Source organism: Solibacillus sp. FSL H8-0523 (assembly GCF_038051985.1).
Taxonomy (GTDB): domain Bacteria; phylum Bacillota; class Bacilli; order Bacillales_A; family Planococcaceae; genus Solibacillus.
Genome location: NZ_CP150291.1, coordinates 1,486,941 through 1,512,795, shown reverse-complemented (window position 1 = coordinate 1,512,795; position 25,855 = coordinate 1,486,941). Strand labels below are relative to the sequence as shown.

37 protein-coding genes are annotated in these 25,855 nt (G+C 36.4%); 24 read left to right on the top strand and 13 right to left on the bottom strand.

The window, feature by feature from the left end; translation table 11 throughout:
* Positions 1-12: 12 nt before the first annotated feature.
* Positions 13-1,197: an IS200/IS605 family element RNA-guided endonuclease TnpB gene (gene tnpB, locus NSQ62_RS07275; protein ID WP_341323263.1), complete on the bottom strand. Its 1,185-nt coding sequence runs from the start codon at positions 1,195-1,197 to the stop codon at positions 13-15.
* Positions 1,198-1,321: 124 nt separating this feature from the next.
* Between tnpB and lepB the strand changes: the two genes are divergently transcribed.
* The 8 genes from lepB (at position 1,322) to NSQ62_RS07235 (ending at position 6,058) form a co-directional block, all read left to right on the top strand.
* Positions 1,322-1,597 carry a signal peptidase I gene (gene lepB, locus NSQ62_RS07270; protein ID WP_341323262.1) on the top strand — a complete coding sequence of 92 codons (276 nt, stop codon included), beginning with the start codon at positions 1,322-1,324 and terminating at the stop codon, positions 1,595-1,597.
* 267 nt (positions 1,598-1,864) lie between these two features.
* Positions 1,865-2,290: a hypothetical protein gene (locus NSQ62_RS07265; RefSeq protein ID WP_341323261.1), complete on the top strand. Its 426-nt coding sequence runs from the start codon at positions 1,865-1,867 to the stop codon at positions 2,288-2,290.
* Positions 2,291-2,376: 86 nt separating this feature from the next.
* Positions 2,377-3,147, top strand: a complete 771-nt coding sequence (locus NSQ62_RS07260) for a S41 family peptidase (RefSeq protein WP_341323260.1) — start codon at positions 2,377-2,379, stop codon at positions 3,145-3,147.
* A gap of 49 nt (positions 3,148-3,196) precedes the next feature.
* Entirely contained in the window at positions 3,197-3,706 is a 510-nt protein-coding gene (locus tag NSQ62_RS07255; RefSeq protein ID WP_341323259.1) for a GrpB family protein, read from the top strand.
* A gap of 107 nt (positions 3,707-3,813) precedes the next feature.
* The gene (locus NSQ62_RS07250) at positions 3,814-4,047 is read left to right on the top strand and encodes a cold shock domain-containing protein (RefSeq protein ID WP_341323258.1); all 234 of its coding nucleotides are present in this window, start codon (positions 3,814-3,816) and stop codon (positions 4,045-4,047) included.
* Positions 4,048-4,070: 23 nt separating this feature from the next.
* The gene (locus NSQ62_RS07245) at positions 4,071-4,205 is read left to right on the top strand and encodes a hypothetical protein (protein ID WP_341323257.1); all 135 of its coding nucleotides are present in this window, start codon (positions 4,071-4,073) and stop codon (positions 4,203-4,205) included.
* 649 nt (positions 4,206-4,854) lie between these two features.
* Entirely contained in the window at positions 4,855-5,397 is a 543-nt protein-coding gene (locus NSQ62_RS07240; RefSeq protein WP_341323256.1) for an isochorismatase family protein, read from the top strand.
* A gap of 226 nt (positions 5,398-5,623) precedes the next feature.
* Complete coding sequence (locus tag NSQ62_RS07235; protein WP_341323255.1) at positions 5,624-6,058, top strand: hypothetical protein; 435 nt, start codon at positions 5,624-5,626, stop codon at positions 6,056-6,058.
* 589 nt (positions 6,059-6,647) lie between these two features.
* On the opposite strand, the gene NSQ62_RS07230 is transcribed toward NSQ62_RS07235, so the two are convergent.
* The 3 genes from NSQ62_RS07230 to NSQ62_RS07220 are packed head-to-tail and all read right to left on the bottom strand — an operon-like array spanning position 6,648 to position 8,540.
* Positions 6,648-7,679, bottom strand: coding sequence for a site-2 protease family protein (locus NSQ62_RS07230; RefSeq protein ID WP_341323254.1), 1,032 nt, complete (start codon positions 7,677-7,679; stop codon positions 6,648-6,650).
* 14 nt (positions 7,680-7,693) lie between these two features.
* Positions 7,694-8,224 (bottom strand): DUF2812 domain-containing protein, encoded by a 531-nt coding sequence (locus NSQ62_RS07225; protein ID WP_341323253.1) that lies wholly within the window; start codon positions 8,222-8,224, stop codon positions 7,694-7,696.
* Between the two features lies 1 nt (position 8,225).
* Positions 8,226-8,540, bottom strand: coding sequence for a PadR family transcriptional regulator (locus NSQ62_RS07220; RefSeq protein ID WP_341323252.1), 315 nt, complete (start codon positions 8,538-8,540; stop codon positions 8,226-8,228).
* A 163-nt stretch (positions 8,541-8,703) separates the two neighbouring features.
* Here NSQ62_RS07220 and NSQ62_RS07215 point away from each other — a divergent pair, with 163 nt between their 5' ends.
* From NSQ62_RS07215 to NSQ62_RS07185, 7 genes are all read left to right on the top strand, one after another.
* The gene (locus NSQ62_RS07215) at positions 8,704-8,904 is read left to right on the top strand and encodes a helix-turn-helix transcriptional regulator (protein ID WP_341323251.1); all 201 of its coding nucleotides are present in this window, start codon (positions 8,704-8,706) and stop codon (positions 8,902-8,904) included.
* The gene (locus tag NSQ62_RS07210; protein ID WP_341323250.1) at positions 8,904-9,278 is read left to right on the top strand and encodes a hypothetical protein; all 375 of its coding nucleotides are present in this window, start codon (positions 8,904-8,906) and stop codon (positions 9,276-9,278) included. The genes NSQ62_RS07215 and NSQ62_RS07210 overlap by 1 nt, the downstream gene beginning before the upstream one ends.
* Positions 9,279-9,324: 46 nt before the next feature.
* Complete coding sequence (locus tag NSQ62_RS07205; RefSeq protein WP_341323249.1) at positions 9,325-9,774, top strand: GNAT family N-acetyltransferase; 450 nt, start codon at positions 9,325-9,327, stop codon at positions 9,772-9,774.
* Between the two features lie 35 nt (positions 9,775-9,809).
* Positions 9,810-10,589 carry a methyltransferase domain-containing protein gene (locus tag NSQ62_RS07200; protein ID WP_341323248.1) on the top strand — a complete coding sequence of 260 codons (780 nt, stop codon included), beginning with the start codon at positions 9,810-9,812 and terminating at the stop codon, positions 10,587-10,589.
* Positions 10,590-10,618: 29 nt separating this feature from the next.
* On the top strand, positions 10,619-11,158 hold the full coding sequence (locus NSQ62_RS07195; RefSeq protein ID WP_341323247.1) for a histidine phosphatase family protein: 540 nt from the start codon (positions 10,619-10,621) through the stop codon (positions 11,156-11,158).
* A 118-nt stretch (positions 11,159-11,276) separates the two neighbouring features.
* A complete protein-coding gene (locus tag NSQ62_RS07190; RefSeq protein WP_341323246.1) occupies positions 11,277-11,840 on the top strand; it encodes a TetR/AcrR family transcriptional regulator in 564 nt (187 codons plus the stop codon).
* Positions 11,841-11,918: 78 nt separating this feature from the next.
* A complete protein-coding gene (locus NSQ62_RS07185; RefSeq protein WP_341323245.1) occupies positions 11,919-13,115 on the top strand; it encodes an MFS transporter in 1,197 nt (398 codons plus the stop codon).
* 130 nt (positions 13,116-13,245) lie between these two features.
* On the opposite strand, the gene NSQ62_RS07180 is transcribed toward NSQ62_RS07185, so the two are convergent.
* A complete protein-coding gene (locus NSQ62_RS07180; RefSeq protein ID WP_341323244.1) occupies positions 13,246-14,124 on the bottom strand; it encodes a LysR family transcriptional regulator in 879 nt (292 codons plus the stop codon).
* A gap of 110 nt (positions 14,125-14,234) precedes the next feature.
* Here NSQ62_RS07180 and NSQ62_RS07175 point away from each other — a divergent pair, with 110 nt between their 5' ends.
* Positions 14,235-15,248: a DUF2332 domain-containing protein gene (locus NSQ62_RS07175; protein WP_341323243.1), complete on the top strand. Its 1,014-nt coding sequence runs from the start codon at positions 14,235-14,237 to the stop codon at positions 15,246-15,248.
* 119 nt (positions 15,249-15,367) lie between these two features.
* On the opposite strand, the gene NSQ62_RS07170 is transcribed toward NSQ62_RS07175, so the two are convergent.
* Entirely contained in the window at positions 15,368-16,066 is a 699-nt protein-coding gene (locus tag NSQ62_RS07170; RefSeq protein ID WP_341323242.1) for a type II CAAX endopeptidase family protein, read from the bottom strand.
* 87 nt (positions 16,067-16,153) lie between these two features.
* Here NSQ62_RS07170 and NSQ62_RS07165 point away from each other — a divergent pair, with 87 nt between their 5' ends.
* Positions 16,154-16,888 carry a MerR family transcriptional regulator gene (locus NSQ62_RS07165; protein ID WP_341323241.1) on the top strand — a complete coding sequence of 245 codons (735 nt, stop codon included), beginning with the start codon at positions 16,154-16,156 and terminating at the stop codon, positions 16,886-16,888.
* Positions 16,889-17,006: 118 nt separating this feature from the next.
* Here NSQ62_RS07165 and ccsB read toward each other — a convergent pair whose 3' ends face one another.
* Positions 17,007-18,161, bottom strand: coding sequence for a c-type cytochrome biogenesis protein CcsB (gene ccsB, locus NSQ62_RS07160; RefSeq protein ID WP_341323240.1), 1,155 nt, complete (start codon positions 18,159-18,161; stop codon positions 17,007-17,009).
* Between the two features lie 382 nt (positions 18,162-18,543).
* Here ccsB and NSQ62_RS07155 point away from each other — a divergent pair, with 382 nt between their 5' ends.
* From NSQ62_RS07155 to NSQ62_RS07135, 5 genes are all read left to right on the top strand, one after another.
* Positions 18,544-18,723 (top strand): hypothetical protein, encoded by a 180-nt coding sequence (locus tag NSQ62_RS07155; RefSeq protein ID WP_341323239.1) that lies wholly within the window; start codon positions 18,544-18,546, stop codon positions 18,721-18,723.
* 161 nt (positions 18,724-18,884) lie between these two features.
* Positions 18,885-19,316, top strand: coding sequence for a MerR family transcriptional regulator (locus NSQ62_RS07150; RefSeq protein ID WP_341323238.1), 432 nt, complete (start codon positions 18,885-18,887; stop codon positions 19,314-19,316).
* Positions 19,309-19,656, top strand: coding sequence for a DUF4260 domain-containing protein (locus tag NSQ62_RS07145; protein WP_341323237.1), 348 nt, complete (start codon positions 19,309-19,311; stop codon positions 19,654-19,656). The genes NSQ62_RS07150 and NSQ62_RS07145 overlap by 8 nt, the downstream gene beginning before the upstream one ends.
* 25 nt (positions 19,657-19,681) lie before the next feature.
* A complete protein-coding gene (locus NSQ62_RS07140; RefSeq protein ID WP_341323236.1) occupies positions 19,682-20,170 on the top strand; it encodes a GNAT family N-acetyltransferase in 489 nt (162 codons plus the stop codon).
* Positions 20,171-20,195: 25 nt separating this feature from the next.
* On the top strand, positions 20,196-20,375 hold the full coding sequence (locus tag NSQ62_RS07135; protein ID WP_341323235.1) for a Fe3+ hydroxamate ABC transporter substrate-binding protein: 180 nt from the start codon (positions 20,196-20,198) through the stop codon (positions 20,373-20,375).
* Between the two features lie 43 nt (positions 20,376-20,418).
* On the opposite strand, the gene NSQ62_RS07130 is transcribed toward NSQ62_RS07135, so the two are convergent.
* The 3 genes from NSQ62_RS07130 to NSQ62_RS07120 all read right to left on the bottom strand — a co-directional run bounded on the left by NSQ62_RS07130 (position 20,419) and on the right by NSQ62_RS07120 (position 21,957).
* A complete protein-coding gene (locus NSQ62_RS07130; RefSeq protein ID WP_341323234.1) occupies positions 20,419-20,871 on the bottom strand; it encodes a DUF2975 domain-containing protein in 453 nt (150 codons plus the stop codon).
* Between the two features lie 90 nt (positions 20,872-20,961).
* Positions 20,962-21,504 (bottom strand): GNAT family N-acetyltransferase, encoded by a 543-nt coding sequence (locus NSQ62_RS07125; RefSeq protein WP_341323233.1) that lies wholly within the window; start codon positions 21,502-21,504, stop codon positions 20,962-20,964.
* 69 nt (positions 21,505-21,573) lie between these two features.
* Entirely contained in the window at positions 21,574-21,957 is a 384-nt protein-coding gene (locus tag NSQ62_RS07120; RefSeq protein ID WP_341323232.1) for a DUF5412 domain-containing protein, read from the bottom strand.
* Between the two features lie 175 nt (positions 21,958-22,132).
* Here NSQ62_RS07120 and NSQ62_RS07115 point away from each other — a divergent pair, with 175 nt between their 5' ends.
* Together NSQ62_RS07115 and NSQ62_RS07110 are read left to right on the top strand one after the other, a co-directional pair.
* Positions 22,133-22,339 carry a helix-turn-helix transcriptional regulator gene (locus tag NSQ62_RS07115; protein ID WP_341323231.1) on the top strand — a complete coding sequence of 69 codons (207 nt, stop codon included), beginning with the start codon at positions 22,133-22,135 and terminating at the stop codon, positions 22,337-22,339.
* A complete protein-coding gene (locus NSQ62_RS07110; protein WP_341323230.1) occupies positions 22,336-23,028 on the top strand; it encodes a DUF3169 family protein in 693 nt (230 codons plus the stop codon). The genes NSQ62_RS07115 and NSQ62_RS07110 overlap by 4 nt, the downstream gene beginning before the upstream one ends.
* On the opposite strand, the gene NSQ62_RS07105 is transcribed toward NSQ62_RS07110, so the two are convergent.
* From NSQ62_RS07105 to NSQ62_RS07095, 3 genes are all read right to left on the bottom strand, one after another.
* Complete coding sequence (locus NSQ62_RS07105) at positions 23,025-23,210, bottom strand: cysteine-rich CWC family protein (RefSeq protein WP_341323229.1); 186 nt, start codon at positions 23,208-23,210, stop codon at positions 23,025-23,027. The genes NSQ62_RS07110 and NSQ62_RS07105 overlap by 4 nt on opposite strands.
* 23 nt (positions 23,211-23,233) lie before the next feature.
* Complete coding sequence (locus NSQ62_RS07100; RefSeq protein WP_341323228.1) at positions 23,234-24,253, bottom strand: reverse transcriptase domain-containing protein; 1,020 nt, start codon at positions 24,251-24,253, stop codon at positions 23,234-23,236.
* 347 nt (positions 24,254-24,600) lie between these two features.
* Positions 24,601-25,746, bottom strand: a complete 1,146-nt coding sequence (locus NSQ62_RS07095; RefSeq protein WP_341323227.1) for an SEC-C metal-binding domain-containing protein — start codon at positions 25,744-25,746, stop codon at positions 24,601-24,603.
* Between the last annotated feature and the right edge of the window lie 109 nt (positions 25,747-25,855).

Here is a 25,855-nt window from a genome sequence, read left to right as displayed (position 1 = left end):
TGTCCCAACGGTTTAGGAAGCACTTAGACGTGCTGCTTCCTTTTGAATATTCATACTTGCGTTCAAGTCGCGGTCGTGCTGCGCGTGACAGTGCGGACATGTCCAAGCACGTAATGCCAGTTGTTTCACTTCTTTGTGCTGATGGCCACAGTTAGAACATAGCTGACTACTCGCAAACGTTTTGCCCACGACAATGACTTGTTTGCCGTACCAATCCGCTTTGTATTCGAGCAGTGTTCGAAATGTTGACCAACTGACTTCGGCAATCGCTTTGGCTAGGTGGTGATTTTTCAACAGATTGGCTACTCGCAAATCCTCCACCCCAATGACATCGTGGTTTTTGATGAGATTGGTGGTGATGTTGTGCAAGTAATCCATGCGCGCATTCGTGATTTTTTCGTGTATCCGGGCCACTTTGCGTTTTTGCTTTTGATAATTTTTCGCCTCGTGTAAAGGGCAATTGCGTTCGACAGCTAGACGCCGGCGAAACGCTAATATTTTTTGTTCTTTCGCTAGCTTCGCTTCCAGTGTTCGGAAAAAACGGGGATTGTCGTAAACCGTGCCATCGGACAGCACCGCAAACTGTTTGATGCCTAAATCAATCCCAACTGTTGAACCTGTTTTAGGCAACGTGTGCAGCTGTACTTCCGCTAAAATGGCGATGAAATACTTTCCACTTGGATTTCGTCTAATTGTGACATGGAGAATGCGTCCGGTTACCTCACGACTTTTCGCGAATTTGACCAGCCCGAGCTTAGGTAATTTAATGTGACGACCTTGGATCACAATATTATCATTCACATATTTCGTTGTATAGGATTGTACGGGATGGCGTTTTGATTTAAAACGCGGTACGTTGTTTTGTTTTTTATAGTAACGTGTATAGCCATCACTCAAGTGCTCCACAGCGGCTTGCAGGGCGATACTGTCGACTTCTTTTAGGAACGGATAGACTTGCTTTAAACCGGGTATTTTTTTGATATTGTCGTACTTTTTAAAGAATGTTCCTTGCCACGTATTTTTGGGCAATTGGCCGGCTTGGAAAAGTTCTTCGGTGACGTGCCAGTAGTGGTCCTGTTGTTTTTGTTCGGCCAACAGCTGATTAAATACAAATCGTGCGCAGCCAAATGTTTTATTAATGAGCGTTTCCTGCGCTTTCGTTGGAAAAATACGAAATTTAAAGGCTTTATGCTTCATGAGACACCTCCTTCGGACAGAATATTAAGATAATTCATATACCTCATTATAGCACATATGTTCGCGTTTAGACAAACGTTTTGGCTAATGCCAACCGCCATTCATCACCCACTTACTCATTGGGGTGATACCCTCCTCATTCCTTGAAGTGGGTGTTTTCTGGCGGAAGAATGATAAAGAACAACTACTAGACACTGGTACACTAACAGAAGATTTCACTTTACCATCTCTAACAGGTAACTCAACGATTCCAGAAGGCTATTTATTTGTTTTAGGTGATAATCGTAGAAAAAGTATTTATAGTAGATTTGCTAGTGTGGGATTAGTGCCAATGGACAAGGTACTGGGAAAAGCCACTATTAGATTCTATCCATTTAATAGTTTTGGAATTGTTAAGTAATCGATTCATCAGAGGATCTATAGCAGTTGGTGTGTTTTATTTAAAGAGGAATCTGCTATGAATTCTAAATCTAATTTACATTTTCGTTTCGTATTGCCTAAAATGCACCCAAACATCATTAAAGAAAGGACTCAGTTTACTTAATAAACTAAGTCCTTTTATGTATCAAAATTTATGCTATACAAGGTCACTTCAATCTCGCTTTGGGAGCTTTATCTAGTATGTAAATACCATAATAATCTCGATAAATTTTTAGGAGGCTGAGCAATGTATAAAGAAATATTTAATGCAATCGTTACAATCACTCATAATGATTATGCAGGATTTGAGGATAAAGAAGGCTGGGATCGCCCTAATGAATTTTCTAGAAAAATAGATCATTTAGAAAATAAAAATACACTAGATGATGCGCTATTTAGTCGGTTAGTAAATGAATATTTATTAGATTTCGATGATAAGCATATTTATTTTACTGTCAATCAAGCGTATACATTCAACAATAAAACGTGTGGTTTTCGCGTGAAATGGTTCGACGATGCATTATATATAATTGCTACTAAAGAAGAACAACGATTAAACATTGGGGATAAAATTATTTCCATTGATGGTAAAACTGTAAAGGAAATTAGTGAATTAGAACAAAAAATTTTCGAGAGTCCATTAAAGAACGCCAGCAATGGGCCACTTTCTTAAACCATGCGAAATCAATAGAATATGTTAATGTTCAAAATGAAATTGTAAAAATCACATTAGAGAAATATGATATTGAAAAAGTTGAAGTGCTTTTTGAAAGTCAAAAGGTTAGTGAAAATGCATACTATATCAAAATTCCAAATTTAATTGAGCCACAAAAAGTAGCTAAATTATTGGAAAAATCAATTGAAGATATTAAAAAAACTCAATATTTAATCGTTGACCTACGTGGGAATGGTGGTGGAGATGCTACTTTATTGTCCCCTCTTGAGCCATTTTTGTTTTCGTCAGATGAAAAACCAAATACAGAAATACCACCTCGACTTTTCAATTGTACGGAGCGAAATGTTGATCTATTTATCGAACTTTGTAATCAATTCCGCCATTTAGAAATCGATCCTAATACGAAAAAAATGCTTGATTTTGCAGAAAACATTTTTAAAAACAATCGCGGTAAAGGTTTTATAGAGGTGGACTTTTCTCAAATTCTTGAAACAATGCAAAGGGATTTTCACGGAACTTCTACCCCAGAGAAAGTCATGCTATTAATGGATGAATATACGGCAAGTGCTGCGGAATCATGTATAGAAGTATGCGCTGAGTCATCGAAAGTTACTACGATTGGCCGTTCTACAATGGGCATAAATGATTACAGTGATTTAGTAATAATGCAGTGGGAAAATAAATATGCACTATCCTATCCGATTTCTAAATTAAAAAGTAAAACAGATTATCATCCCGACTTTGGTACAGGTATAAAACCTGATGTTTATATCAAATGGACACCTGAATTTATTTTTAAAGATAAAGATTTCGAAAAAGCTTTGGAATTAATTCAACAAAAGGTGAATCTATAAAGGAATGCTCCTTGTTGGGTGTGGAAGATTAATAAGGAGGGTTACGACTATGAAAGTTCGTCTTACAGACTATAGTGTAGATTGGTCTCAAATGTTTCAAAATGAAGCAGAGTTTCTTAAAACAATATTTGGCGACGAGATAATCCAATGCGAACATTTTGGAAGTACGTCCGTTTATGGAATGAAAGCAAAGCCTGTAATCGATATGATGTGTATCGTTAAGAACATTGAGAATGTTGATTTATTCAATAACCACATGGATTCTCTTGGTTATGATGTTGTTGGGGAATGGGGTATTACAGGTAGAAGGCTATTTAGAAAAGGTGGAGAGAACAGAACCCACCATATCCATTTTTATCAACTTCATAATCCTGAAATTCAACGGCATTTGATCTTTCGAGATTATCTGAGATCTCATCCCCAAGAAGTAACCAATTATAGTCGCTTTAAAGAAGAGTTAGCCCAACGCTACGATACTACAAACCAGTACAGTCCAGCAAAAAAGAAATTTGTTAGTGAAATGGAGCAAAGAGCTCTCAGTTGGTTTTCAATACAATAAGCAGTTCGACATGTGCAAAAATACTAATTTGGGAAAGATTTGTACTTCAACTAACGGTACAAGTTAGTTATATGATGACTTCAACTTATGAAATTGGAGGCTTTATAATGAGAAATAACATTAAAGGGGTCTGTAAAATTTACCACGAAGAAGACGGTTGGGGATGGATTTCTGTTGAAGGTGAAGATGACGTCTGGGTACACTTCAGTAGTATTCAAATCGATGGATTTAAATCACTTACTAAAGGTGACGAAGTATCGTTTGACCTTGAAGAAAATCCACATTTAAAAGAACAATCACGTCGAGCTGTAAATGTTAAGAAACTCGTAAAGTTCAACTAACAGGTAGGCAGGTGTTATTAATATTGGAATTTATTATTACTATTGGGGTTGTTGTTATAGCCATCTCTTGTTTATCTATTGATGCAAAATTAAGAGAAAGCAGTAAACGAGATAAAGAAATTATTTCATTACTCAAAAATATAGCTGAGAAAAAGTAAAAACATTTTTTCACCAGATTTAACGCTAAGCCATCAGGAATTTAGAGTTAGGAAATCAAAGCCCCTCTCCAATTGAATGGGGGCTTTGGCTGCTTTCCCCCAATAAGTTTATTTTTTTGTTTCTGATAGCTCTACGTAAATGAGTTGAGATCGTTTTCTTTTGAAATTGTATTAATAATATTGTTTATTTTATTTATTGTTTTATCATCCTTGTCAAAATTGGATAGTGAAATTGTTAGAACTTTATTTTCAGGCGAATAGATTGTATAGAGAATTCTCTTGTTTGGGGAATATCCATTTTTTATGAGGCCGTCTATTATTTTTTTAGTTAATTCAGTTTCATCAATTTTTTTGCTTATTTCATTTACTTCTTTGATTTCATTTGAAGTTGTGACGGTTGTATAAGGGTAGATTTCTGTTACAGGCAAAGTATTATAATACACAAATATACCGATTGTAGTCATTAGCAAAAGAAATGTAATGGAAAAGTGGATTTTTCTTTTGATGTTAATTCCTCCTTGAAGAAAGGTATGTATATTTTTAGGGGAAATATGATTTTCAACCAGGAATTTAATTTTTATCCAATAAAAGGATATAATATCCTATATATAGAATTATTTTCTTATAAAAATCATTAGGAGTTGAAATAATGAAAGCACTTTTAGTTATTGATGTACAAAATGGCATTGTAAATTTAGGGGATTTTCAAGAAGAACTTACGCTTATGGAAAATATAATTAAAGACTTCAAAGAAGCGAAGATGCCCGTAATCTTTATTAGACATTTAGATGACGAAGAAGAAAGTGGACTGTATAAAAATTCTATTGGTTCTGAATTACATAATTCGTTAAAAGACTATGCTGAATATGTAATAGAAAAACAAACGCCAAGTTCATTTTATAATACAGAACTTCAGGGTACCTTAGGAAAATTAGGTGTAGACCACGTTTTTATTACAGGTTTTAATACGGAATTTTGTTGCTTATTTACTGCAATTGCAGCCTTTGATAGAGGATATACAGTAACATTTATCGAAAATGCCACTGGAACTGTTAATACAGAAGAAACTTATGAAATGCCAGGTTTAGATATCAAAGATTTCGTTGGGACTGTTTTACATTGGTCAAATGCTCTTGAAGTTTTAGATTACGAAGAATATGTTGAAGAATATAAACCCAAAAACATAATCTAAGAAAAATCACTTGAATATCTTATACACCTATAAGCTAAATAACCGTGTCTAACTTTTAGGGGTCACTTCAATGACACTTAGGGAACCAATACCCCCTATTCAATTGAATAGGGGGCGTTTTGACTGCTTGTGAACGCTTTGGAAACTGTAAAAAGGTTTATCAATGCTAGGTAGAGAATAAATATATAGATTATTTGTATGTTACATAAATTTTGGGAGTGATTAAATGAAATATGATAGAACTACGTCACGTCAACTTATTCTATCATTAGCGTTTCTAGGTCTTGCTGTAAGTATATCGAGTTGGCATATTCAATCTGTAAAATGGGTATCGTTAACGGTATTTGTCTTCTGTGTTTGCAATGCTTTTGTAACGTATCAACTAGTAATAAACAAACATACAATTCGTTATACCATTAAACTCTTTGGATTAAAGATTTATAACAAGAAAATAATTCATTCGGATGTTATAAAAATCACTTTCAAACGAATGGGTTGGAACGCAAAATCAGCTGTCATTAAGGTTCGAAAAGGGCTTTCGATTCGTGTTGGTTATTTTAAACTAAATGATGTCTATAAAGATTTAATCGTATTTTGCGAAGAAAATGAAATTCAATTCGAGAAAACAAAAGATTATAAGATAATTGAGAAGATGGGATAATACAAAATTTATACAATTCCATACAAAATAACGTTCCCAAATCAAAGTTTTGGAATAAACCAGATAGGCACGAACGTTAATTTAACAGCGTTTGTGCCTTTTCTCTTGGTACATTGTTTATACATTTTCACTAAAAGCCAGTGCCAACAATTTGAGCCTGTTTGTGAGGTGTTTCAACTCTGATCTTGATGAATGAAATCGTGCATATTCTCCAACCTATAATCGTGCGTTTCTCTAATGTAAACTTTATTTAGCATTTTTATTAGGAGTGGCAGTCTGACTAAGCTATCGTTGCAAAATAAAACGCAACTTGTCCAGCTTCCTTATCAATTTGCGCCTAATATTTGTTTTCACCATACCTAAAGGCATTTCTAAAATATTCGCCACTTCTGGTATGATATAGTCTTGATAAAATCTTAAAAGCAGCACTGTTCCGCTTGCTGAAGGATATCGACTGCATCCGCTTCATTTTGCACATACGCATAAGCCATCGATATAGATCCGCATGAATTGGCTGAATGGCTCATAAAACACCTCTGATAAAAATAAGGTAGCACAGTATTTATTCACCGCCCTACCTTAACAAAATTTATAGATTTTGTTCAATTAAATCGGTTAACTTCTCCTCTGCCACGTAAAAACCAAACTGTTTCTTACCTTGCTTGATGTCGCCGCGGTGCTCTTTTAGCTTTTTTTTAGCGAGTGTTTCATTGCCTTCGAGCTTGGCAATCATCCACTCACTGCGCTTATAGCTAATTGGCTCAACTGACATCATCATACTATGTAGCTCACGTAATTGCTTTGGCGTTGCATGACCATTCATGACCGCATCGAGCTGCTTCAGATGCGTCGCAAATTGCATCGTCATTTTGTTTTTCTTCGTTACTGGCAGTGCTTTGTACGAAGCAACTCCATTTGACGCTACCTCAAAACCTGAATCACATAAATCATAATAAAACAGTAGATAACTATTGCTCATGTTGTTCTCGTTTGCTGGAACAGTTCTCGCATGTTCGATCATTTGACGTGACCATTCCGTTGGTACTGCGGGTGACATCATTTCTTTCATTAATAATAATGAACTGACAAACTGCTCTTTTTCTCTGTCATTTCTCATGAGCTCTATCATGATAAGACCATCTGATTTAAAGCCGCCTTTAAATGGAATCATTGTCACTACAAAAATTGCAAAGTTCATAAACGCAAATAACGTAAATGCCTGAATTTCCAATAGTGCGCCAGCTATGAGTGAAACAATCCCAAAGAGAAGTGACACCATGGGTCCACCCGCTGCAAACCAGAAATGCTGGCGACCAATCTTTTGTAAATCATCTGTTTTTGGAGAGCAGCTCGCGACACCTCCAAAATAAGCCCAGCTTGGATTTACGGTAATTCGTTTCCGTTCAATCATAATCAGACCCGCCGTTAAAAAGTGAAATTGATACCCCGCGACTACACCAAATACAACATGCCCTAGCTCATGAATAAAAAATGTCGCGATTGCGATTAGCGCAAATACCCCGATTACACGCAGTGATTCCGCAAAATTTGTAAATTGACCTAGAAATACAACCGCAGTAAATAAAAGCGTGACACCTATTGGACTTTTCCAAAATCGCATACTTAACACCTCCCCTACTGCAAACGCATACTACGATACGTCAGCGCAATATACATCAACACACATGGAAACAGCAACACGATAAATACGTTAAATGACCACTTCGCAATTTCCACAAATGTCCCCTCCGCAAAAACCATAACGAAATAGCTAACAAGTGTTAACAATGCTGCTATGTAAACGGCTGGCACGATGGATTTTCGCATACGCAGTAGCTTATCGGCCTTTGACGTATTGTCTGAATAAATCGGTGTTGTGCCAACCGGTGCTTTAAATAAATGGGTATCATACCTTGAGCACACATGCTCCCAGCCCGCGAACTCAAACATCGCAAAATATTCGTCCTTGTCCTCATCGTCGTCTGCTAAATTGCGAATATCTATACTATAATCCACAAGCTCTGGCTCACGCTTTTCAAGCTCATAGCCCATTCGTTTATAACGTTTGACAATCCAGCCCTTTGCGGCAAACTTTTTTAATACTTCTAAATCCTTCTTTTCTGAAAATGCAATACCACCTGAAACAACATATTTTGTTTTCGTCATCTCAAACATCCCCTTTTAGTCCGATTTGTGCAAAGCGAATCATTTTTTCTCGTCTTATCATATCGTGCTGCAGTACGTCGCGCCCTTTTTCGGTTAATGTGTATACCTTTCTGCGCGAATCACTATCATCAAATAGCGTAATGTATTCCTGTGTCATGAGCTTTTTAATAATGGTATACAGGGATGCCGGGCCGATTGTAACCTCACCGTCTGTTAATGCCTCAATGTCACTCATCACCGCATAGCCATGCTTTGGTTGCGTGAATGCCGCCATTATGTAAAATACCGAATCGGTCAGTTGCTCTAAAGATTTCAATTTTCCACCTCTTTGTATCACTTTATGATATATCTAAAACTAATATATCATAAAGTGATATAAATTCAACTGATTCTTCTGAATAATTTAAATTGACGTTTTATTCCGCGTAATGTAAAGTTAACTTTACGTAAATCAAACTTTACATATAGGTGGTGAACAGGTGAAAAATACGATTAAAGAATTCCGTTTACAAGCTGATTTTTCACAGGATCAATTAGCCGAGAAGTTAGAGGTCTCTAGGCAAACGATTATCTCTTTAGAAAAGGGCCGCTATAATCCTTCCATTACACTTGCCTTTAAATTAGCCCGATTATTTAAGTGTCAAATTGAAGATATTTTTATTTACGAGGAGGAAGTTTAATGGGTAGTAACAAAGCGTTTTATCTTATTTTTGGAACTTTTATGTTCATCTGCGCCTTACTAGTAAATGGCGCTTATCTTTCTCAGGGAAAATTCCCTGAAGGTTTAATGTTGTTTGCGATGTCTATTTTGGGCTTTTGTTTAGCGTATTTAGTACCACATTTTGCAGCAAAGGACGAACGCGCACAAAAAATCCGTGAGCGCGCTGTTTACATAAGCTATTTTTGGGGATTGAGCTTTGCGATTCTTTTAATGATTGTCGTGAATCCGTCATTCGGAATCACACTCGCAGCTTTCCACGTGCTGACGCTATTTATGACGTTCTATATTTCTACGGTGTTTTTAAATATGGTGTATTATGCGAGGAAGTATTAACGATACCTTATTTACAGCAAAAAATGACAGAAAGTAGGTTTTAGAGATGGAATTCCGATTAGCTACATTAGAGGATTTAGCGTTGTTAATTCAGTTACGTAAGCAGTTATTAATTGATGAAGGACAAGTCGTTTCTTCTACGATCGACGACCAATTAAAAGCGTTTTTTGAAAATCAATTGAAATCGAATCAATATGTACAATGGTTAGTTGAACAGGACAATCAAGTCATTGCAACAGGCGCCATTCAATTTATCGCGTTCCCCCCTAGTTACTTTAATCCAACGGGGATTCGAGGATATATTGCGAATATGTTTACGCACGTAGATTTTCGAAATAAGGGGATTGCTAAAAAGTTGTTAGAACGATTAGTAGCAGAAGCCGAAACAAGAAATGTGCAGCATCTATTTTTAATCGCCTCTGAAATGGGCAAGCCATTGTACAAAAAAAACGGCTTTACTGAAAATGATATTTATATGGAGTGTTTTTTAAAGTAAGTTAATCCACTAATAAAATTTGCGAGGTGAAAATTATGACCTTAACCAATCCAACAACGCTTCCACACTGGCTTCAACCGCATTCCCTGGCCTGGTACAAACAGCTAAGTGAATTGCAACATACATACCACTACGACTGGAATTCTACATTAACTGGACCGAACGGCGAAACGATTTTTGATGAAGAAGTACTACAAATGATTGCGGACAAAAAGGTGCTAGACGTTGGCTGCGGGCATGGTGAGTTTACGAAAAAGTGTGGCTTCGTTGCCAAAGAAATCGTAGGATTCGATAGTACAGATACCTTTCTTCAAACCGGTTACGTTAACAAACCAGACAATGTATCGTTCGTTTTAGGAAACACGAAGGAAGGTTTTCCATTCGGCCGCAATGAATTTGACTTTGTTTATATAAGAAAGGGCCCTACATCAGCCTACCCACACTTAACGCAAGTAACGAAAAACGGCGCAACTATTTTGGGGCTACATCCAGGTGATGACATGCATAAAGAATTGCCTACGCTCTTTCCAAATTTGTTTCAACCGACAGCTGGCGCACCGATTTCACAAAAAATTCAGGCGCAATTAGAAAAGAGCCAATTCACTTCGTACACCATTGAAACAATCAACAGCACAGAGTTACTTACAGAACCGATCGATATCATCAAGCTAAGATCCTTTGGGCAACACCCTTCTATTTTTGAACAATTAATGGAAAAAGATTTGCAAATGATAACGGAGATTTTTGAAAATCATGCAACGAAAGATGGTTTAGCTGTTACGTTTTCACGTTATATCGTTAGAGCTATCGTTTAAAAACTATGATCTTGTTGGAGGTACATAATTTGACGAAATTCATACTCATTAGACATTGCGCGGCACAAGGACAAGCGCCTGAAGCAACCCTAACAGAAGCTGGATTCGAACAAGCACAGCAGCTAGCCGATTTTTTAGAAAACTACTCACTAAATCGCATTATCTCGAGTCCTTTTACGAGAGCGATTCAAACCATTACGCCATATGCTCTGCGACATAACATCGAAATTGAAATTGATGAACGTTTACAAGAGCGTGTTTTAAGCTCTGAAAACATGCCAGATTGGTTTGAAAAATTGCAGCAAAGCTTTATCGATAAGACGATAAAATATACAGGCGGCGAATCGAGTAATGAAGCAACGCATCGCATCTTAGCGTTAATTGAAGAACTAAAAACTAATGATTCCGAAACGATTGTCCTTGTTTCGCATGGCTATTTGAGCACGATGCTCCTGCATTCGATTTCACCAGACTTTGGCTTTGACGAGTGGCAGCAATTAACGAATCCCGATGTTTATGTTGTAGAAATCGATTCAAGTGGTGGGCATTTTCAAAGGATATGGCGATAAAAAACCTTGATGAACTCATTCGTACAGATATTCAAAACATTCCCAATAATATCTTGCATTTATCTAAACAATCATTTACCATTTAATCAACCAATGGTCAATTTATTAGGAGGATTTTATGGGCAGAAAGAAAAGTGAACATGCATTATCAAAAGAAATGATTGTAGAAGAAGCTGATCGCCAGTTTTTAGAATTAAATTTCAGCAAGGTATCCATGCGTTCTATCGCCAATGCTTTAGGATGTAGCCATGGCTCAATCTACTATCACTTTGACAACAAAGAACAATTATTTAATGCCGTAATTGAAAAATATTTTGCGCTACTCAATCAAATGCTTGATAACAGTTTAAATCTTGACCCGATCGAAGGTACAAAGCAAATATTTATCAGTTATATTCAATTTGGTTTAAATAATCAAAGTCAGTATGATTTTATGTTTGTACAGCAACTTGGACTATCGGATCCACTTCAGCAACCTGCACCTAAAGAAAGTCTCAAAAAATTTATTCATACGATACAAACGCTACATCAAAATAAATTGGACGAAGAGACCATTCACTCTGCGTTCATTGCTTTACATGGCTTTGTACTTTACTACAAAGGAAGAGTTGAGAGCTATGATGATGCTAACTTAGCAGCGAATGCCCATGTAGACTTTCTCTTAAAAGCTCTAGTTATCTAGAGTTTTTATTTAATCGGAATTGACCAGTGGTTAATAATGTTAAAGTGATTTTTTCTAAACTATGTGATGAGGTGAATTATGTTAAAAAATAAAAAATTTCTGTTATTGTTTTCAGCTACTTTCTTTAGTTCCTTTGGCGATGCAACACTATTCGTCATTCTACTTAGCATGTTGCAATCACTTGGTGGAAGTGGCGTAAGTACGTCCTTTTACTTTATCTTTTCCGCTGTTCCTGTATTGTTATTTGGTTTACATATAGGTGCATTTGTAGAAAATAAATCGTTACAAAAAGTAATGATTTACTCTGACATAACAAGAATTTTATTTTTACTGATCTTCTACTTGTACAATTTATTATTCACTCAAACGATATTCACAATTTATTTGCTTATATTTTTTGTTACGTTTATCAATATCTTCTTTACGACGGCTAGTAGCACTTTAATGCCTCATATCGTCGAGCATTCGAATATCCCTAAAGCAAACAGCCTATTTAGAATCATCACAATGATTGCAAAGCTACTTTCCTATTCGTTTGCAGCTTTACTATTTTATTTAAATGTAGGTTCAAATGAAGGGTTGATTATCGTTACAGTATTTTATGTTATTTCTTTTGTTGCAATTTCATTTATTCGCCCATCTTTTCGAAACAGACAACTATCTACTGAAAATCCGCCATTCATGTATTCAATCAAAGAAGGGCTATCCTATATTAAAAACGATAAAGTAATTTTTAGGCTATTTATTGTCTTTGGTCTAGGCTGGATGGCTGGTGCCTCTATTGACCTTTACTTAATTAATTACTTAAAATTAGTACTAAATAAAGGTGCCGAAAACCTATATTTATTCACCACACCGACGTTTATTGGCATCATTATCGGTTCATTAATAAGCCCCTACCTTTACAAAAATATGAATAAAAAATATGGTTTATTATTGTCCCTATTTGCTTTTAGTTTAGCAATATTGTGCTTTGCATTAGAGTGGCCCCTTTTATTATTACAATGTCTATTAGTAATTGGAGGTATATCACAAGGAATCCTGAATATCTTTGTAGTCAGCTATCTTCAAACACATGTGGAAAGTACACATCTTGCCCGAGTATTTAGCGTTTATAATATGATTTGTATCGGTGGCGGCATCCCAGGCTATTTATTATTTGGCTATTTGATCGATACGATTGGTGTATTAACTTTGGGCTTCATTATATCAAGCTACTTATTCATCGTTGGAATTGTCTGCGTCACTATTCTTCCAGCTTTAGATAAAAAATAAATGAAGCAGCCATTAACTTTTCACCGGCAGAGTTGCGTTCATTTAAACACCATATTATTGAACATACGGAGCGCTTTTTAAAATAAACATTTGAATGATCGTGTTCGTATACATAAGACGACGAGCATGATTATTCAAATCGACTTCTTACATAGCTTAAAAATGGATTTAACTTCGCTTGATTTCGTAGGTGACTCATATAAATATCAACGGCGTAAACAGACCCCAGCGCACCAATATCAAGCACTTTTAATTTCCCTTCCGCTAGCTCTGTTTTTATTTGAACTTCCGGCAACAGTCCAATTCCTAGCCCTTCACTTATTAGCTTGATTGCAAAAATACTATCCTGTACGTTGTGATAACGCCTTATGCTATACTCTCGCTCTAAATCCTCTACAATCGGTGCATGCTCATGTAAATAACCCGTATAAAGGGGGTAATTGATAAGCAACTCCTTTATCTTTTGATCATGATAAATTCCCTCTATTCGCAAATTTGATGAATAAATCAACTTGACCTTTGAACGAATCAAACGCTCTGAATGTAAGTCCTTCGATTTGGTTTTTTGTAAGCTAATCACAACATCGGCTTGTTGATTTCTTAGTGTCGCGTCCACATATTTCCCGTCCTCCATGACAATTTCTACCTCATAATTTGGATTTAGTTCAACGAAATCATGAATGACTTTAAGGATATCTGTTGAAATTAATGCCGAAGAAAGTGCAATCACAAGACGTGTTTTCTGATTACCAGACACATTACGTATTTCGTTTTTACTTTCCTCAACATGCGCTAATAATTTTTTAGCCATCTTATAATACTGTTCGCCAACAGTAGTAACACTTACTTTCGTGTGCTCACGTTGAAATAACGCTACCTGCAACTCCTCTTCCAATGCTTTTATATGTACGGTAATACTTGGCTGCGATATAAATAACTTTTCTGCCGCAGCACGAAAGCTCCCTTCTTCATAAACCGTAATAAACGTTTTTAACCATTTTAGATCCAAAACTTCCACCCCTTTGATTAAAATTATTAATCACACTCATTAATTTTCATTAATTCCCTTAATATAACAATCATTATACAATAACATCATCAACGAAATGAGGTGTACTTATGGAGAAATTAATCGCAACATTTCAACGCTTTGCTGAAATGGAGGCGCATGGTAGAAGTCCGTTATATGAGTATTGGTGTCAGCGTATTATCAATCATGAGCCGTTATTAAACTTGATCACGCATATCCCACAAACACAGCCAAAACCGAATTTGTTTTTTGCGTCAGTTCAATACCTAGCTCTACAAAAGGAAACACCACTAAAACAGGTATTTGAACATCCACAAGAGGCGAATTTAGAACAAAGCTTTCCATTACTAATTGCATTTTGTACGGAGTTTCAACACGAACTCATTCAACTATTTCAAACGAAGCTCGTCCAAACAAATGAAGTCCAGCGAGCAAGCTATTTATATCCCCTATTTTCTGAAATCGCAGTTGAGACTAAAAAGCCGTTAACCTTAATCGAAATTGGGACGAGTGCAGGTTTGTTATTAAATGTAGATCATTATCACTACCAAATTAAACAACAGGAGTTGATTTCGTTCGGCGATGAAACAAGCCCATTAACATTAGTAGCTGAAAATTTTGGTGACCCAATTCCTTTTTTAGAAAAGCCAGTCATCCTCAATCGAATTGGCATTGATTTAAACATAATTGACGTAAATAATGAGGAGCAATATGAGTGGATACAAAGCTTAATTTGGCCAGAGCTTAAAGAACGTAAAATGAATTTAAACCAGGCCCGTTATATTCACGCAAAATGTGAAAAACAATTACTAACAGGTGATTTTACTGCTCTACTCCCAACGCTTTTCGCAAATGAAGCATATAAAGAAACGCAAATCATCATTTTCCATACGCATGTAGCAAATCAGTTTCCAGCACAACTCAAAACAGATTTACTCGAACTGCTTGAGCGTTTAAGTAACGAGCATGGTATCTATCATATTTATAACAATCTGTATGACCCGGATTTACATGTTGATTTGATCGAGCATGGCGTAACAACAGAGAAGAAAACCTTGCAGCATACAGATGGACATGGGAATTATTTTTATTGGAAACAGTAAAGTATTTCCTTGTTGGAATCGACTCCAACCAATCAAAATCGCTCAAAAAAACAAGAGAAATCAACGCTCGTCGCTATTGATTTCTCTTATACTATTTATCTAAATACGCTTTCCATTTTTTATAAAAAGCTTGTCAATAAAACCATGATGCCATTAGTGATGCCGTGAATAAAAACAGCTGGCCAAATAGAGTTTGTTCGTTCATATGCTAGTGCAAAAATAAGACCACTAAAAAAGTTTACAGGCATTACATTATATGTAGGTACATGAACAATCGTAAATATAAATGCACTAATAATAAGCCCTCCTGTTAATCCAAGCCGTATGCGTAACCAGCGATACAGAAATCCCCGATAAAAGATTTCCTCATAAATCGGTGAAATGACTGCCGCTGATATAAATGCTACTAACACGCTCAACAAAGTAACATTTTGCTGCAATGATTCCGTTTTACTATTGTCCCATGTATTACCTATCAAAGTCGTTATAAACATAATTATCACTGCACCAACTAATAAAATAAACGAATAAGCAAAGATCAATTTCCAATCCTTTATTGAAAATCGGGTCACTCCAACTTCTGCCCAAGAAAGCTTTTGAGGACGCAGTGCGATTAGATAAACGGCTACTAGTAACACAATAGCCATCATTAGTCCCAACAAAGTCCCTGAATAAAGCTCATTGCTAAACCAATTATTAAAAAGAGGTTTCAATACAAACTTGATTACGCCAATTACAATAACAAACTCAACAAATAGTAGTAAAGTAAATTCTTTCCAGTCCCATTGATCGATTTTATTCCATTCTTGTTGTTCCATCTCTAATAAAGTCCCCTTCTCTATATGGTATAATTTAACTTTAACAGATGACGTAGCGTAACCCGCAAGTCCTTTAGGAGGAAAAAAATGAAGTATTGGAGTACTGGAGAAGTCAGTAAACAACGTAATATATCTAATCGTACCCTACGCTATTATGATCAAATTAAACTTCTAACGCCGAGTTATAAAGATGACTATGGGAAACGCTATTATTCTGAGGAGGATTTATTTAAACTCGAAAAAATCCTTATACTAAAATCACTTTCCATGCCACTGGAAGACATTCAGCATTTATTAGATCAACTGTCGTACAAGCAAATTTTAATTAGTCATTATAATCATTTACAACGTCAGCTAACTGAGCTAGAAACCAGTATTTCAAATACGAGTACTTTAATTAATCTCGTATCATTAGAAGAAACATTATCGTGGGAAAAGCTAGTTGAATTAATCGACCAATCTAAACAATCCGAAAAGAAATGGATGGACTTTTTTAATGACGATGAAAAAGTCCATTTAGAAAATAATTTACCGAATTTAAGCGAGAATGATTATCTAACCGCACAATACATTAACCTCATAAAAAAGATTGAGTCCTGTATTACATTAACGATTCCACCTGAATCCGTTGAAGGTTACCAAATTGCTATGAATCTCACAGCTCTTTCAAAAGAAACATTCCAAGGCGATGCCCAATTAGAAAATAAATTTTGGGAAATTCGAAAGCTACCGTCTGAAGAAACTGGATTATTCCCTATTTCAAATGAAGTATTAGAATTCGTGGAACGGAGTATGGATTTTTTCAGTAAAAATAAAGATTGATTATAAGTTTTTTTATCATTAATTAATCACAAATGAAAGAAACACCATTTTGAAAAGATGTCAAAATGGTGTTTCCTTTATAACTAGTTATTGTTATAAGCGATTTCAAAAAGAAACGTCATGCATACGAATGCAACCCTGCTATAACAAGGTTTACAAAAATCTGATTGAAGATAATAATGCCAAATCCGATAATCGCCATCCACGCCGTCTTCTCGCCTTCCCACGACTTCGATAATCGTAGGTGAAGCATCGCCGCGTAGAATAGGAATGTAATCAGTGCCCATACTTCTTTAGGATCCCAGCCCCAGAAGCGGCCCCATGCAATTTGCGCCCAAATCATCGCAAATAGTAAACCACCTAGTGCAAATAATGGGAAGCCAATAACCACTGCACGATATGAAATTTCATCCATTAAATTTGCATTAACGCGTTTTGTTAATGGCTTTAATAATTGGCTAATACTTTTTCTTGTGATGATACGAATCACTATGTATAGCAATGTCCCAACAAGAAACGCCCAGGTAATCGAATTTAGTTTGGCTGCATCAATTTTATTTGATATTGTCAAAATCCCAACTTGTTGCTTATTTTCATTGACAATTAGCGGGTACATTTCATAAATCACTGTACTTTCATTTCCTTGTATATCAACATAGTTAAGTGTTACCTGCTCCGTTGTAAAGCCGAATACCGTTGATGCACCGATAAATCCCACAACGACAATTAAACAATACAGCACGAATTCTAAAGAACGGGAACTGATTGTTTTTTTCGTCACATCCAACACCTTTAGCAAATACATCATCCCAGTCGCAAACGAAATCGATAAAATCGCACTCGACATCGCAACTGTAATGACGTGAATCGCCAACCAGTTACTTTTTAATGACGGTACTAACGGGGATGCATCACTAGTAAATACGCTACCATAACCAATGACAATGAGTGAAACGGGAATAACAAATAACCCCACGCTCACCTGCTTATACATGTGATAAATTAATAAAAATCCGCCTACGAGCATGATTCCGAAAAACGTCATAAACTCAAACATATTACTTACTGGTGCATGCTTTACTGCCATCCACCTCGTAATAAAATAACCAAGCTGTAAAATAAACGATACATACGTTAAAACAATACCGAGCTTACCGAATAGCTTTTTGTTTGATTTAACCGATAACCCAAGCGGCACAATCGCAATTAGCATTAAGATAAAGCCAGTCATTAACAAATTACTACTAACATCTAATAATTGCTGCGCATCCAACACGATCACCTCACGTAATTTAATTTAACCAATTTTTCCCTTTCACATATTTTAGTAACGTTCTCCATTCTATTTAGTTCCTATAGTTTGGAATTTTCATAATTCATACACATTTATCACCCAAACCGAGCCATCTCCCCTAGAATATATGTAAATGTGAGCGTTGTTTGCGCACACGATCTATGATTCACAAGAGGTCTGTTCATTCCAAAGATTATGACAATTATTAGAAAAACGCTTTCAGTAAGCGAAAACAAGTCGAGTTCATTTTGTTGTCATATTGTGAACGTTTTCATGCTTTTTTGGCTTCATATTCATTGAAGTCAGACGTCTACTCGGTGTATAGTAGCATTAACAATTAACTCATTGGGAGATGACAAATATGAACGTAGAAATTTTATCATTTGTAGAAAAAATGGAAGCTGCTGTACTAAACGATTTAGTAACAACAGACGCATCTGACTTATACGAAATTGCTTTAGACATGATTACTGAGGACAAAGAGTCTTATGTAAATATTTGCCAAGCTTATGAAGTTGTAAAGCATAACTTAGTTGGCTAATTCCATTTCCATAACCCCCTTTTCAAAATCTCACAAGCGTAAATTTGTGAGATTATTTTTGTTTGCTCTTTTTTGAATGTACCAAGCTATAATTTTAAATAAGGAATTCTCCTTGACCATAGAGTATACTCCAATGTTATCGTTTAGTTGAGGTGAGGAATATGCAAATTAAAGCGTTCTCGGAAAAATTACAGGTTTCAATCGATACCATTCGTTTCTACGAAAAACAGGGATTATTACAACCAATAAGACTCGACAATGGTTATCGTCATTATGATGAATCATGCGAGGCTCAGCTAAAGATGGTAATTGTGTTAAAAAAACTTGGTTTTTCTATAAAGGAAATCGCTCAATTAACACAATTACAAGCACAAGAAATCACAGAAGAATGCAACGAAACAACGGTTGCCTTGTTTAACGAAAAATCACAACAACTTACAAACTACATAACTTTTTACAAAAATGCCGTCGATACACTACAAATGATTACACAATTAATGGACAATCAACAATACGAAAAGAATCAACCAAAAATCGAACACGCGATCAATCAATTATTTGAGCAATTGAAGGCAGGTGCGCGTGATGAATAAAACCATACTTCATATTGAATATGGCCTCGCTTTTTTAGTAACACTGCTCATTTACTGGCAATTTGATTTTTCATGGTGGTTATTTATAGTGCTACTGTTCGCCCCTGATTTAACGATGATTGGTTACGCAATCAATCACTCCATTGGCGCAAGCATTTACAATATTGGCCATAGTCTTGTCATTCCAATCATTTTACTTGGCGCTGCGATTGTGTTTGCACTTAATCTATTGTTCATGATTTCATGCATTTGGCTGGCGCATATATTTATGGACCGCTGCTTAGGCTACGGCTTAAAATATAAACAAGGCTTTACGGAAACGCATATGCAGCGCGTATAATTCACAATTGTTAGGGGTGATTTTGATGGAGATTACAACGCTAGTAAAAAAGCCGTCTTATAGTAAAGACGTAGCTCACATGATTTACGAGGAATTTGTAGTTGGGACAACGAGTAAAATGACATTCGCTGATGTAGAGACATTCTTTCAGCACACACAGTTCGATTCTTTCCCGATAACTTTTATCGCAATTGTCAATGAAACTTGCGTAGGGACAGTATCTGTTTTTCAAAACGATTATAAAGAACGCCCACACTATACACCTTGGCTTGCTTCACTTTATGTAAAACCCGAATATCGCGAGCAAAAAATCGGTGCACAGTTGATGACGTATTTACTAGCCTATGTAAAAGTATTGGGCATCTCTGAAATCTATTTAAAGACTGAAAATGCCTCAGACTATTACACCAAACGCGGATGGACATTGGTAGAATCCATTCATGAGCCTGACGAGAAAATCGTGGATATATTTAAATTTCCGAATCTTAATTTACACCCGAAACGTATAGACTAATAAATGTTCTTAGGAGGATCCAACGATGTTTTTCGAAAAAGCGACATGTTCCATTTGCAAAAAAGAAATCGAGGGCGATGAGGTCGTCTATGTCAAAATGCGCTATCCAAAACGTAAAGGCATGACGGAAATTAAAGCCTATTTAAGAAATGAAGGGATATTTATTTGTGAGGCTTGTAATAGTAAACAACAAAATCCGTTATAAAATAAACTGAAGCCATGACACCTAATCAGTCATGGCTTCAGTTCTATGCTAAACTACTCTTCCCAATTGCCTGCTTCATAAAGGCCGACGTCGAAATGACAATTGCCGTTATGAGCAATACCCCTATCCCGATTAATAGGAGCATTGGTATTAATGCTTTCGCAACTGATAATAGTACAATCCCCGCGCAATACAGCAGCACAATTAGTATGCCACAATATTGAATCCGCTTAAAACCTGGCACGAGCTGTTTCGATGCAATCGATTCTTTTTCAATAATCCCAAGCATTGCAACGGTCTCATAAATCGCATAAAAGAACGGAATCGCCGTCGCATAAAGCCCCAGCAAAATCGGATAGTGCAAATACGCGACTTCAGGAAATTCACTTGCCGCCTCTTTCGCAAGATACGGTAACGCAGATACACAAAGTAGTAGCACGATGCCACCTAATACGAATAAAAGCCCTTTCAATATCAATGAACTTATACGATTCATATCATTTCCTCCCCTACTATCATTTTAATAACTAACGAAATTTTCCGAACAATAGTTGCATGAAAAAAAGAAGCTACAGTTACACAGCTTCTACTTGTCATACACCTTATAATAAATATCCGCATCGCAAACGCAGCGCCCATCACAGCTCGGGCAATACACGTCGTACGGCTTAAAATATTCACCGATATACATAAAACGGGATAAACCCATAGTGGCGAATAACTTCTCCGCATCCCATGAATTCGTATCAGACTTCACCCAGCCAACGGAGATTACCGCACCTGCTTGTTCCTTCACTGCCTTGTCATACGCCTCCACAAGTGCTCGGCCAATACCCTGCCCGCGGTAATTCGGATTGACGACTAAATGACTTGTGTAAAATGTCGCTTTTTTCGTAGTTACCGAGCGTAACTCCGTAAGCTCCTGTTCAAAATACGGGAACTCGTTACGCGCATCTTTGATTAGGTAACCCGCAATATAACCAACGACCTCCTCGCCGTCCACACAGATATATTGAATGCCACCTGCTTGTAGCACGGTGATTTCATTTTCCTCTTCAAACGGTAAATAGTTGTTTAATAATGTCGCTACTTTTTGTGCGTAGCGCGTTTCGAATAACTTTACTTGCATAATATACCCCTTACATTGATTTCATTTTCTTAGTATAACATCAAAGTATGAGGAATACAGATACGAAACTTAGTCATGTCGCCAATCAAACTTTTCGTTTGGTACTTGAAGGGATAGCCCGTTGATCACAACCGTCCGCTCATCTTGCCATACGATTTCAGCTGTTGATTCACGGTAATTCCAGTAAATATTTTTCGGCTTGCGCTTACTTTCATTAAACATCAATTCCCCTCGAACAGCATCCGCGCTTAAACTTGGACTCGATACATAGGCCTTTACCGTATACTTTCCATCTGGTGACGTTGATTCCGTGAGATATACCCCTGTTGGTAGACGATTCATATCATAAAATGCCCAGTATAAACCGTAGCCAATTGCGCTCAATATAAAAAAACCAACAATCAATACAATTTTCAACAACCTTTTTCTATTTCCCGATAATTTTGCAGTCATCCACACACACCCCTTTGTTAACTAAGACTCCTCCTCATGGAATTTGTTCCTAAAACTTAGACAAAGATGCATTTCCCATCTATACACTTACAAAATGACAACAATGTTAGTTTTTTTGACTATTATCTTTGTCATTTTGACATAAATCATTTACAATAAGGTGGAGGTGAGAAATATGAAAAACCGATTAAAGGAGCTACGTGCCAGAGAGGGAATGAACCAAACCGAATTGGCGAAGAAAGCCAAAATTTCGCGCCAGACAATTAGCTTGATCGAGCGCAACGAATATATGCCGTCACTATTAATTGCAACGAAAATTGCGTATGTCTTTAACGAGACGATTGAACAAATTTTTATATTTGATCAGGAGGAATTAGAATGATTTTATTAACGATTGCTATCATACTCGCGTTTTTTTGCACGCGACAACTGTGGACTTCATATGATTTTGCTTCATCACAAGAAATTGTGTTTCTTTGCGGTAATCTAGTCAGTAGTGTTTTTCTTGTCATTGCGGGGATTTACTATGTCTACATCACGCGCGGACTAAAAAAGAACAAGGAAATGGATGATGAGGATTATGTTTTAAACACATTAGAGCGTAAAATGTATCATGCCTCGTACTTCGTATTAACTGCATTAATCATTGGCTTTATTTCAGTCGCTACGGGCTTTATGTATTTTAGAAATGATCAACCTGAAATTGTGTTGTTCTCATTCATTATTACTATGTTTTCATTATTTTTCTTTATATCAAATAGTAAAGTAGATTCTCTTACATTCCCGAACTTTAAAGCACCTGATCCCCAATCTAAAACGCCGATTGCGGATACGTTAGAATACTATGACGATGGACAAAAGTACTTATTACTAAAAGCTTTATATAAACTATACTTTTTAATCCTTACCTTGATGGTTTTTCTCATTTTTGGACTGATGTATTATTCTGTTTTTACAGGCAACAACCAAACGGTAAGTATTATTGGAATCGGTGTTATCCTTCTAATTAGCTTACTGATTTTCACGAGCAGCCTTATGCCGCAAAAACTACAAAAAAATGAAGACGCCTAAAGTGTCTTCATTTTTTTCATATAGTTTTGTACACAGTCTGTGCAAATACAACTTTGCTGGTCTTTTGGTACTTCGTCTAATAATGCCTGTGGGATTTTGACAGTCATGCACCAGCAGTTTTTTGCATCTGCTACGTTACATGCATTGTTCTCGCCGCAAATTGGGCATTGTTTATCTGTCATCTAGACGCCTCCTAAACAACTACCTATAAAATTCTACGATAACGATATATACCAATTAATGCCCGGTGCGCTTTTAAAAGCTGTGTATAATACGTATCCTGCTTTCCGCGCACATTACCAATATGCTCAATTTGTCCACGTAACACGCGAATCGCCTGTAGCACCTGCGTTCGTTCAACAAAATGCCAATGACGCTCCTGCTGACCAATCACCTTACACACTTCCTGCTTATAATGCTTTTTCGTTTGTAAATTATAAATAGCCGCGCGCACCTGTTTAATATAACTGCGATTGACATTCAATTTTTCATTGACAACAACCCCAGTAACAAACTTTTTACTAGAAGGCATTTGCATATGCACTTTTTGTGGATGAATTTTCAAACCGTAAGCCTTTAATTCCTTGACAATGTTGTCATTCACTTGCCAATTCTCGTCCACATCCTGCTTCGCAATGGCGCTTGGAAACACATTTTCATTTGTTGAAAACGTAATATCGTCCGCATAGCGACTATACGTACACTTGTACTTTTTCGCTAACGCCTCCATGTGCTGATCAAAACGATACAAAATGAGATTCGTCATAACAGGTGATGTTGGTGCACCCTGTGGTAAAAAACCGTCTGGATGGCATACAAGATCTGTTAACACATTTGATGTATGATTCGTTAAATTCAATGTTGATCGAAAATAACTTTTGACCGTTCTTTGCTTAATCGATGGGAAAAAGTTTTCAACATCAAATGTAAAAATAAAGTTCTTTCCAACATGCAACGACGCGTTCGTAATAAAGTCCTTGCCCTTACTGAAGCCATGCGCTTGGCGATGTACAGGGTATTGATCTAATACATGTAGGAATTGCTGCTGAATGTGCTTCAATTGGTCATTTGGTGCATAAATAATTCGTTTTCCGGCACGCTTTTTACCAATCGCGAATGCATGATAACGTTCTTCGTCTTGAAGCGTTTCATAAAATTCACGAAACGGTACATCTAATAACTCGGCAATTTGCTTTTCATGCATAATCGGTTTTAATTTTGTCATGGTCTGCTCACCTATCTTCAATTTTTGCAAAAAGAAAAGCTGCGTAAGAATTTACGCAGCATCGTTTGTAAAGTAGCCCTGTTTTGCGAATGCAAATCTGCCATAAAGCTCCGACTATGTCGGCATGGCCCCTGTTTTTCTTCGTGCAACGAAGGCGAAAGCTTAATTGCAACCTGGAAAAATGGTAGCGTAACACTTACCTATTAAGGAAACGGCTACTTTACGTAAATGAAATACCTAGAAAATCTTCTAAGTAGTCTCTATATTGTTAAAGAATAACTTAACGTTGAGAATATTATACTACAAAATTATTGGCTTGGGTATATGTATTCTAAATGCCCATCCTTTTAATTTTCATTTGTTACTACGCGTAATTCCTGCTTGATATGTTGGATTGCCATGAAGAACTGTTGATCAATTAGTTGTGCTTTAATCGCTATAAAATCTTCATGTTTTGCCGAACGTTCCCCATGCGCCAATTGATTACGAATTTTGCGTAATTCATGTGCTTCATCTTTTGAAAGTTCCGTAAAGCTTGCTTCATAATGATCATAAAATTCATTTATTAACTCAACAAATTGTAGCTTATTCACATTTTTAGGGTTATGTGATTCAATGATTGTTCTAAATTCTTTTTCCATCGATGTAATTAACGCTAAAATAATCTCATCATAAAACAAATATTGTTGAATTTTATTATCTAAATGCTCCGTATAATAGAGTGCACTTGCAAGGTTCTTCTTCGTCTTTTCTTCAAGAAGAGGATAGTCATTTTTCACCTTTTGCAACGTGTTATAGCCCTCATTTAAATGAGAAATTTCAACCATTACCGGCTGTGGTAAATCTCCTTGCTCTAGTTGCTGATATTGAATCGACCAATTTGTTAAAAATTCTTGTCCATTCTCTTCATCAACAATTAATTGAACGTGATCAACAAATTGCTGCTGTTCAAGTAGTACATCTTTTATTACAATAAAGGCGAACTCGAGCTGAATAGAAATCATCCCGTAATCTGGTTCAGCAAATTCTGGTTTTAAATCCAAAAGACAGCTAGTTGCTATGTCATTTAATAATGCCTGTTCATTTTGTAGCAACACAGGTTGACTTACAGTAAGTTTTTTTAGCTCCATAGCTTGCGATGCACGTAACGACTCATTTCGCGCTTTAAATGTCGACTTTAAAATATCCATATAAGCCTCTCGTTGATTTGATGTTGTAGCAAACAATCTTAAATCCTGAAAAATCTGCCCAAGCTGTTCTTGATCGACAGGCTCAGATTTTAAAACGCGTTGGCCCCATTCGATTGATGCCAATACAAATTCACGCACACCTCGATCGATAAAGAATTGCTGCTGCTTTAGTGGTTTAGGCAAAACTTCAATCGCTGGATTTTCACCAGCCGTCCCCCATTCATTCGTAACCTTTCCCAAACAACACTTCTTAAATTTTTTCCCTGACCCACATGTACAAGCATCATTTCGTCCAATTGACATCTCTTTAGCCTCTTTCTATTACGTTCCCTGCACGCATCCATAATTTTATTCATTCAGTTAAGCAAGTAAATTTCTATTTCAACTTTGTAAAATTATACACCATAAATGA

Coding starts and splice junctions, on each gene's coding strand:
- tnpB (WP_341323263.1), bottom strand. CDS start 1,197: ATGAAGCATAAAGCCTTTAAATTTCGTATTTTTCCAACGAAAGCGCAG.
- NSQ62_RS07265 (WP_341323261.1), top strand. CDS start 1,865: ATGTATAAAGAAATATTTAATGCAATCGTTACAATCACTCATAATGAT.
- NSQ62_RS07255 (WP_341323259.1), top strand. CDS start 3,197: ATGAAAGTTCGTCTTACAGACTATAGTGTAGATTGGTCTCAAATGTTT.
- NSQ62_RS07250 (WP_341323258.1), top strand. CDS start 3,814: ATGAGAAATAACATTAAAGGGGTCTGTAAAATTTACCACGAAGAAGAC.
- NSQ62_RS07240 (WP_341323256.1), top strand. CDS start 4,855: ATGAAAGCACTTTTAGTTATTGATGTACAAAATGGCATTGTAAATTTA.
- NSQ62_RS07235 (WP_341323255.1), top strand. CDS start 5,624: ATGAAATATGATAGAACTACGTCACGTCAACTTATTCTATCATTAGCG.
- NSQ62_RS07230 (WP_341323254.1), bottom strand. CDS start 7,679: ATGCGATTTTGGAAAAGTCCAATAGGTGTCACGCTTTTATTTACTGCG.
- NSQ62_RS07225 (WP_341323253.1), bottom strand. CDS start 8,224: ATGACGAAAACAAAATATGTTGTTTCAGGTGGTATTGCATTTTCAGAA.
- NSQ62_RS07210 (WP_341323250.1), top strand. CDS start 8,904: ATGGGTAGTAACAAAGCGTTTTATCTTATTTTTGGAACTTTTATGTTC.
- NSQ62_RS07205 (WP_341323249.1), top strand. CDS start 9,325: ATGGAATTCCGATTAGCTACATTAGAGGATTTAGCGTTGTTAATTCAG.
- NSQ62_RS07200 (WP_341323248.1), top strand. CDS start 9,810: ATGACCTTAACCAATCCAACAACGCTTCCACACTGGCTTCAACCGCAT.
- NSQ62_RS07190 (WP_341323246.1), top strand. CDS start 11,277: ATGGGCAGAAAGAAAAGTGAACATGCATTATCAAAAGAAATGATTGTA.
- NSQ62_RS07185 (WP_341323245.1), top strand. CDS start 11,919: ATGTTAAAAAATAAAAAATTTCTGTTATTGTTTTCAGCTACTTTCTTT.
- NSQ62_RS07175 (WP_341323243.1), top strand. CDS start 14,235: ATGGAGAAATTAATCGCAACATTTCAACGCTTTGCTGAAATGGAGGCG.
- NSQ62_RS07170 (WP_341323242.1), bottom strand. CDS start 16,066: ATGGAACAACAAGAATGGAATAAAATCGATCAATGGGACTGGAAAGAA.
- NSQ62_RS07165 (WP_341323241.1), top strand. CDS start 16,154: ATGAAGTATTGGAGTACTGGAGAAGTCAGTAAACAACGTAATATATCT.
- NSQ62_RS07155 (WP_341323239.1), top strand. CDS start 18,544: ATGAACGTAGAAATTTTATCATTTGTAGAAAAAATGGAAGCTGCTGTA.
- NSQ62_RS07150 (WP_341323238.1), top strand. CDS start 18,885: ATGCAAATTAAAGCGTTCTCGGAAAAATTACAGGTTTCAATCGATACC.
- NSQ62_RS07145 (WP_341323237.1), top strand. CDS start 19,309: ATGAATAAAACCATACTTCATATTGAATATGGCCTCGCTTTTTTAGTA.
- NSQ62_RS07140 (WP_341323236.1), top strand. CDS start 19,682: ATGGAGATTACAACGCTAGTAAAAAAGCCGTCTTATAGTAAAGACGTA.
- NSQ62_RS07135 (WP_341323235.1), top strand. CDS start 20,196: ATGTTTTTCGAAAAAGCGACATGTTCCATTTGCAAAAAAGAAATCGAG.
- NSQ62_RS07130 (WP_341323234.1), bottom strand. CDS start 20,871: ATGAATCGTATAAGTTCATTGATATTGAAAGGGCTTTTATTCGTATTA.
- NSQ62_RS07125 (WP_341323233.1), bottom strand. CDS start 21,504: ATGCAAGTAAAGTTATTCGAAACGCGCTACGCACAAAAAGTAGCGACA.
- NSQ62_RS07120 (WP_341323232.1), bottom strand. CDS start 21,957: ATGACTGCAAAATTATCGGGAAATAGAAAAAGGTTGTTGAAAATTGTA.
- NSQ62_RS07115 (WP_341323231.1), top strand. CDS start 22,133: ATGAAAAACCGATTAAAGGAGCTACGTGCCAGAGAGGGAATGAACCAA.
- NSQ62_RS07110 (WP_341323230.1), top strand. CDS start 22,336: ATGATTTTATTAACGATTGCTATCATACTCGCGTTTTTTTGCACGCGA.
- NSQ62_RS07105 (WP_341323229.1), bottom strand. CDS start 23,210: ATGACAGATAAACAATGCCCAATTTGCGGCGAGAACAATGCATGTAAC.
- NSQ62_RS07100 (WP_341323228.1), bottom strand. CDS start 24,253: ATGACAAAATTAAAACCGATTATGCATGAAAAGCAAATTGCCGAGTTA.
- NSQ62_RS07095 (WP_341323227.1), bottom strand. CDS start 25,746: ATGTCAATTGGACGAAATGATGCTTGTACATGTGGGTCAGGGAAAAAA.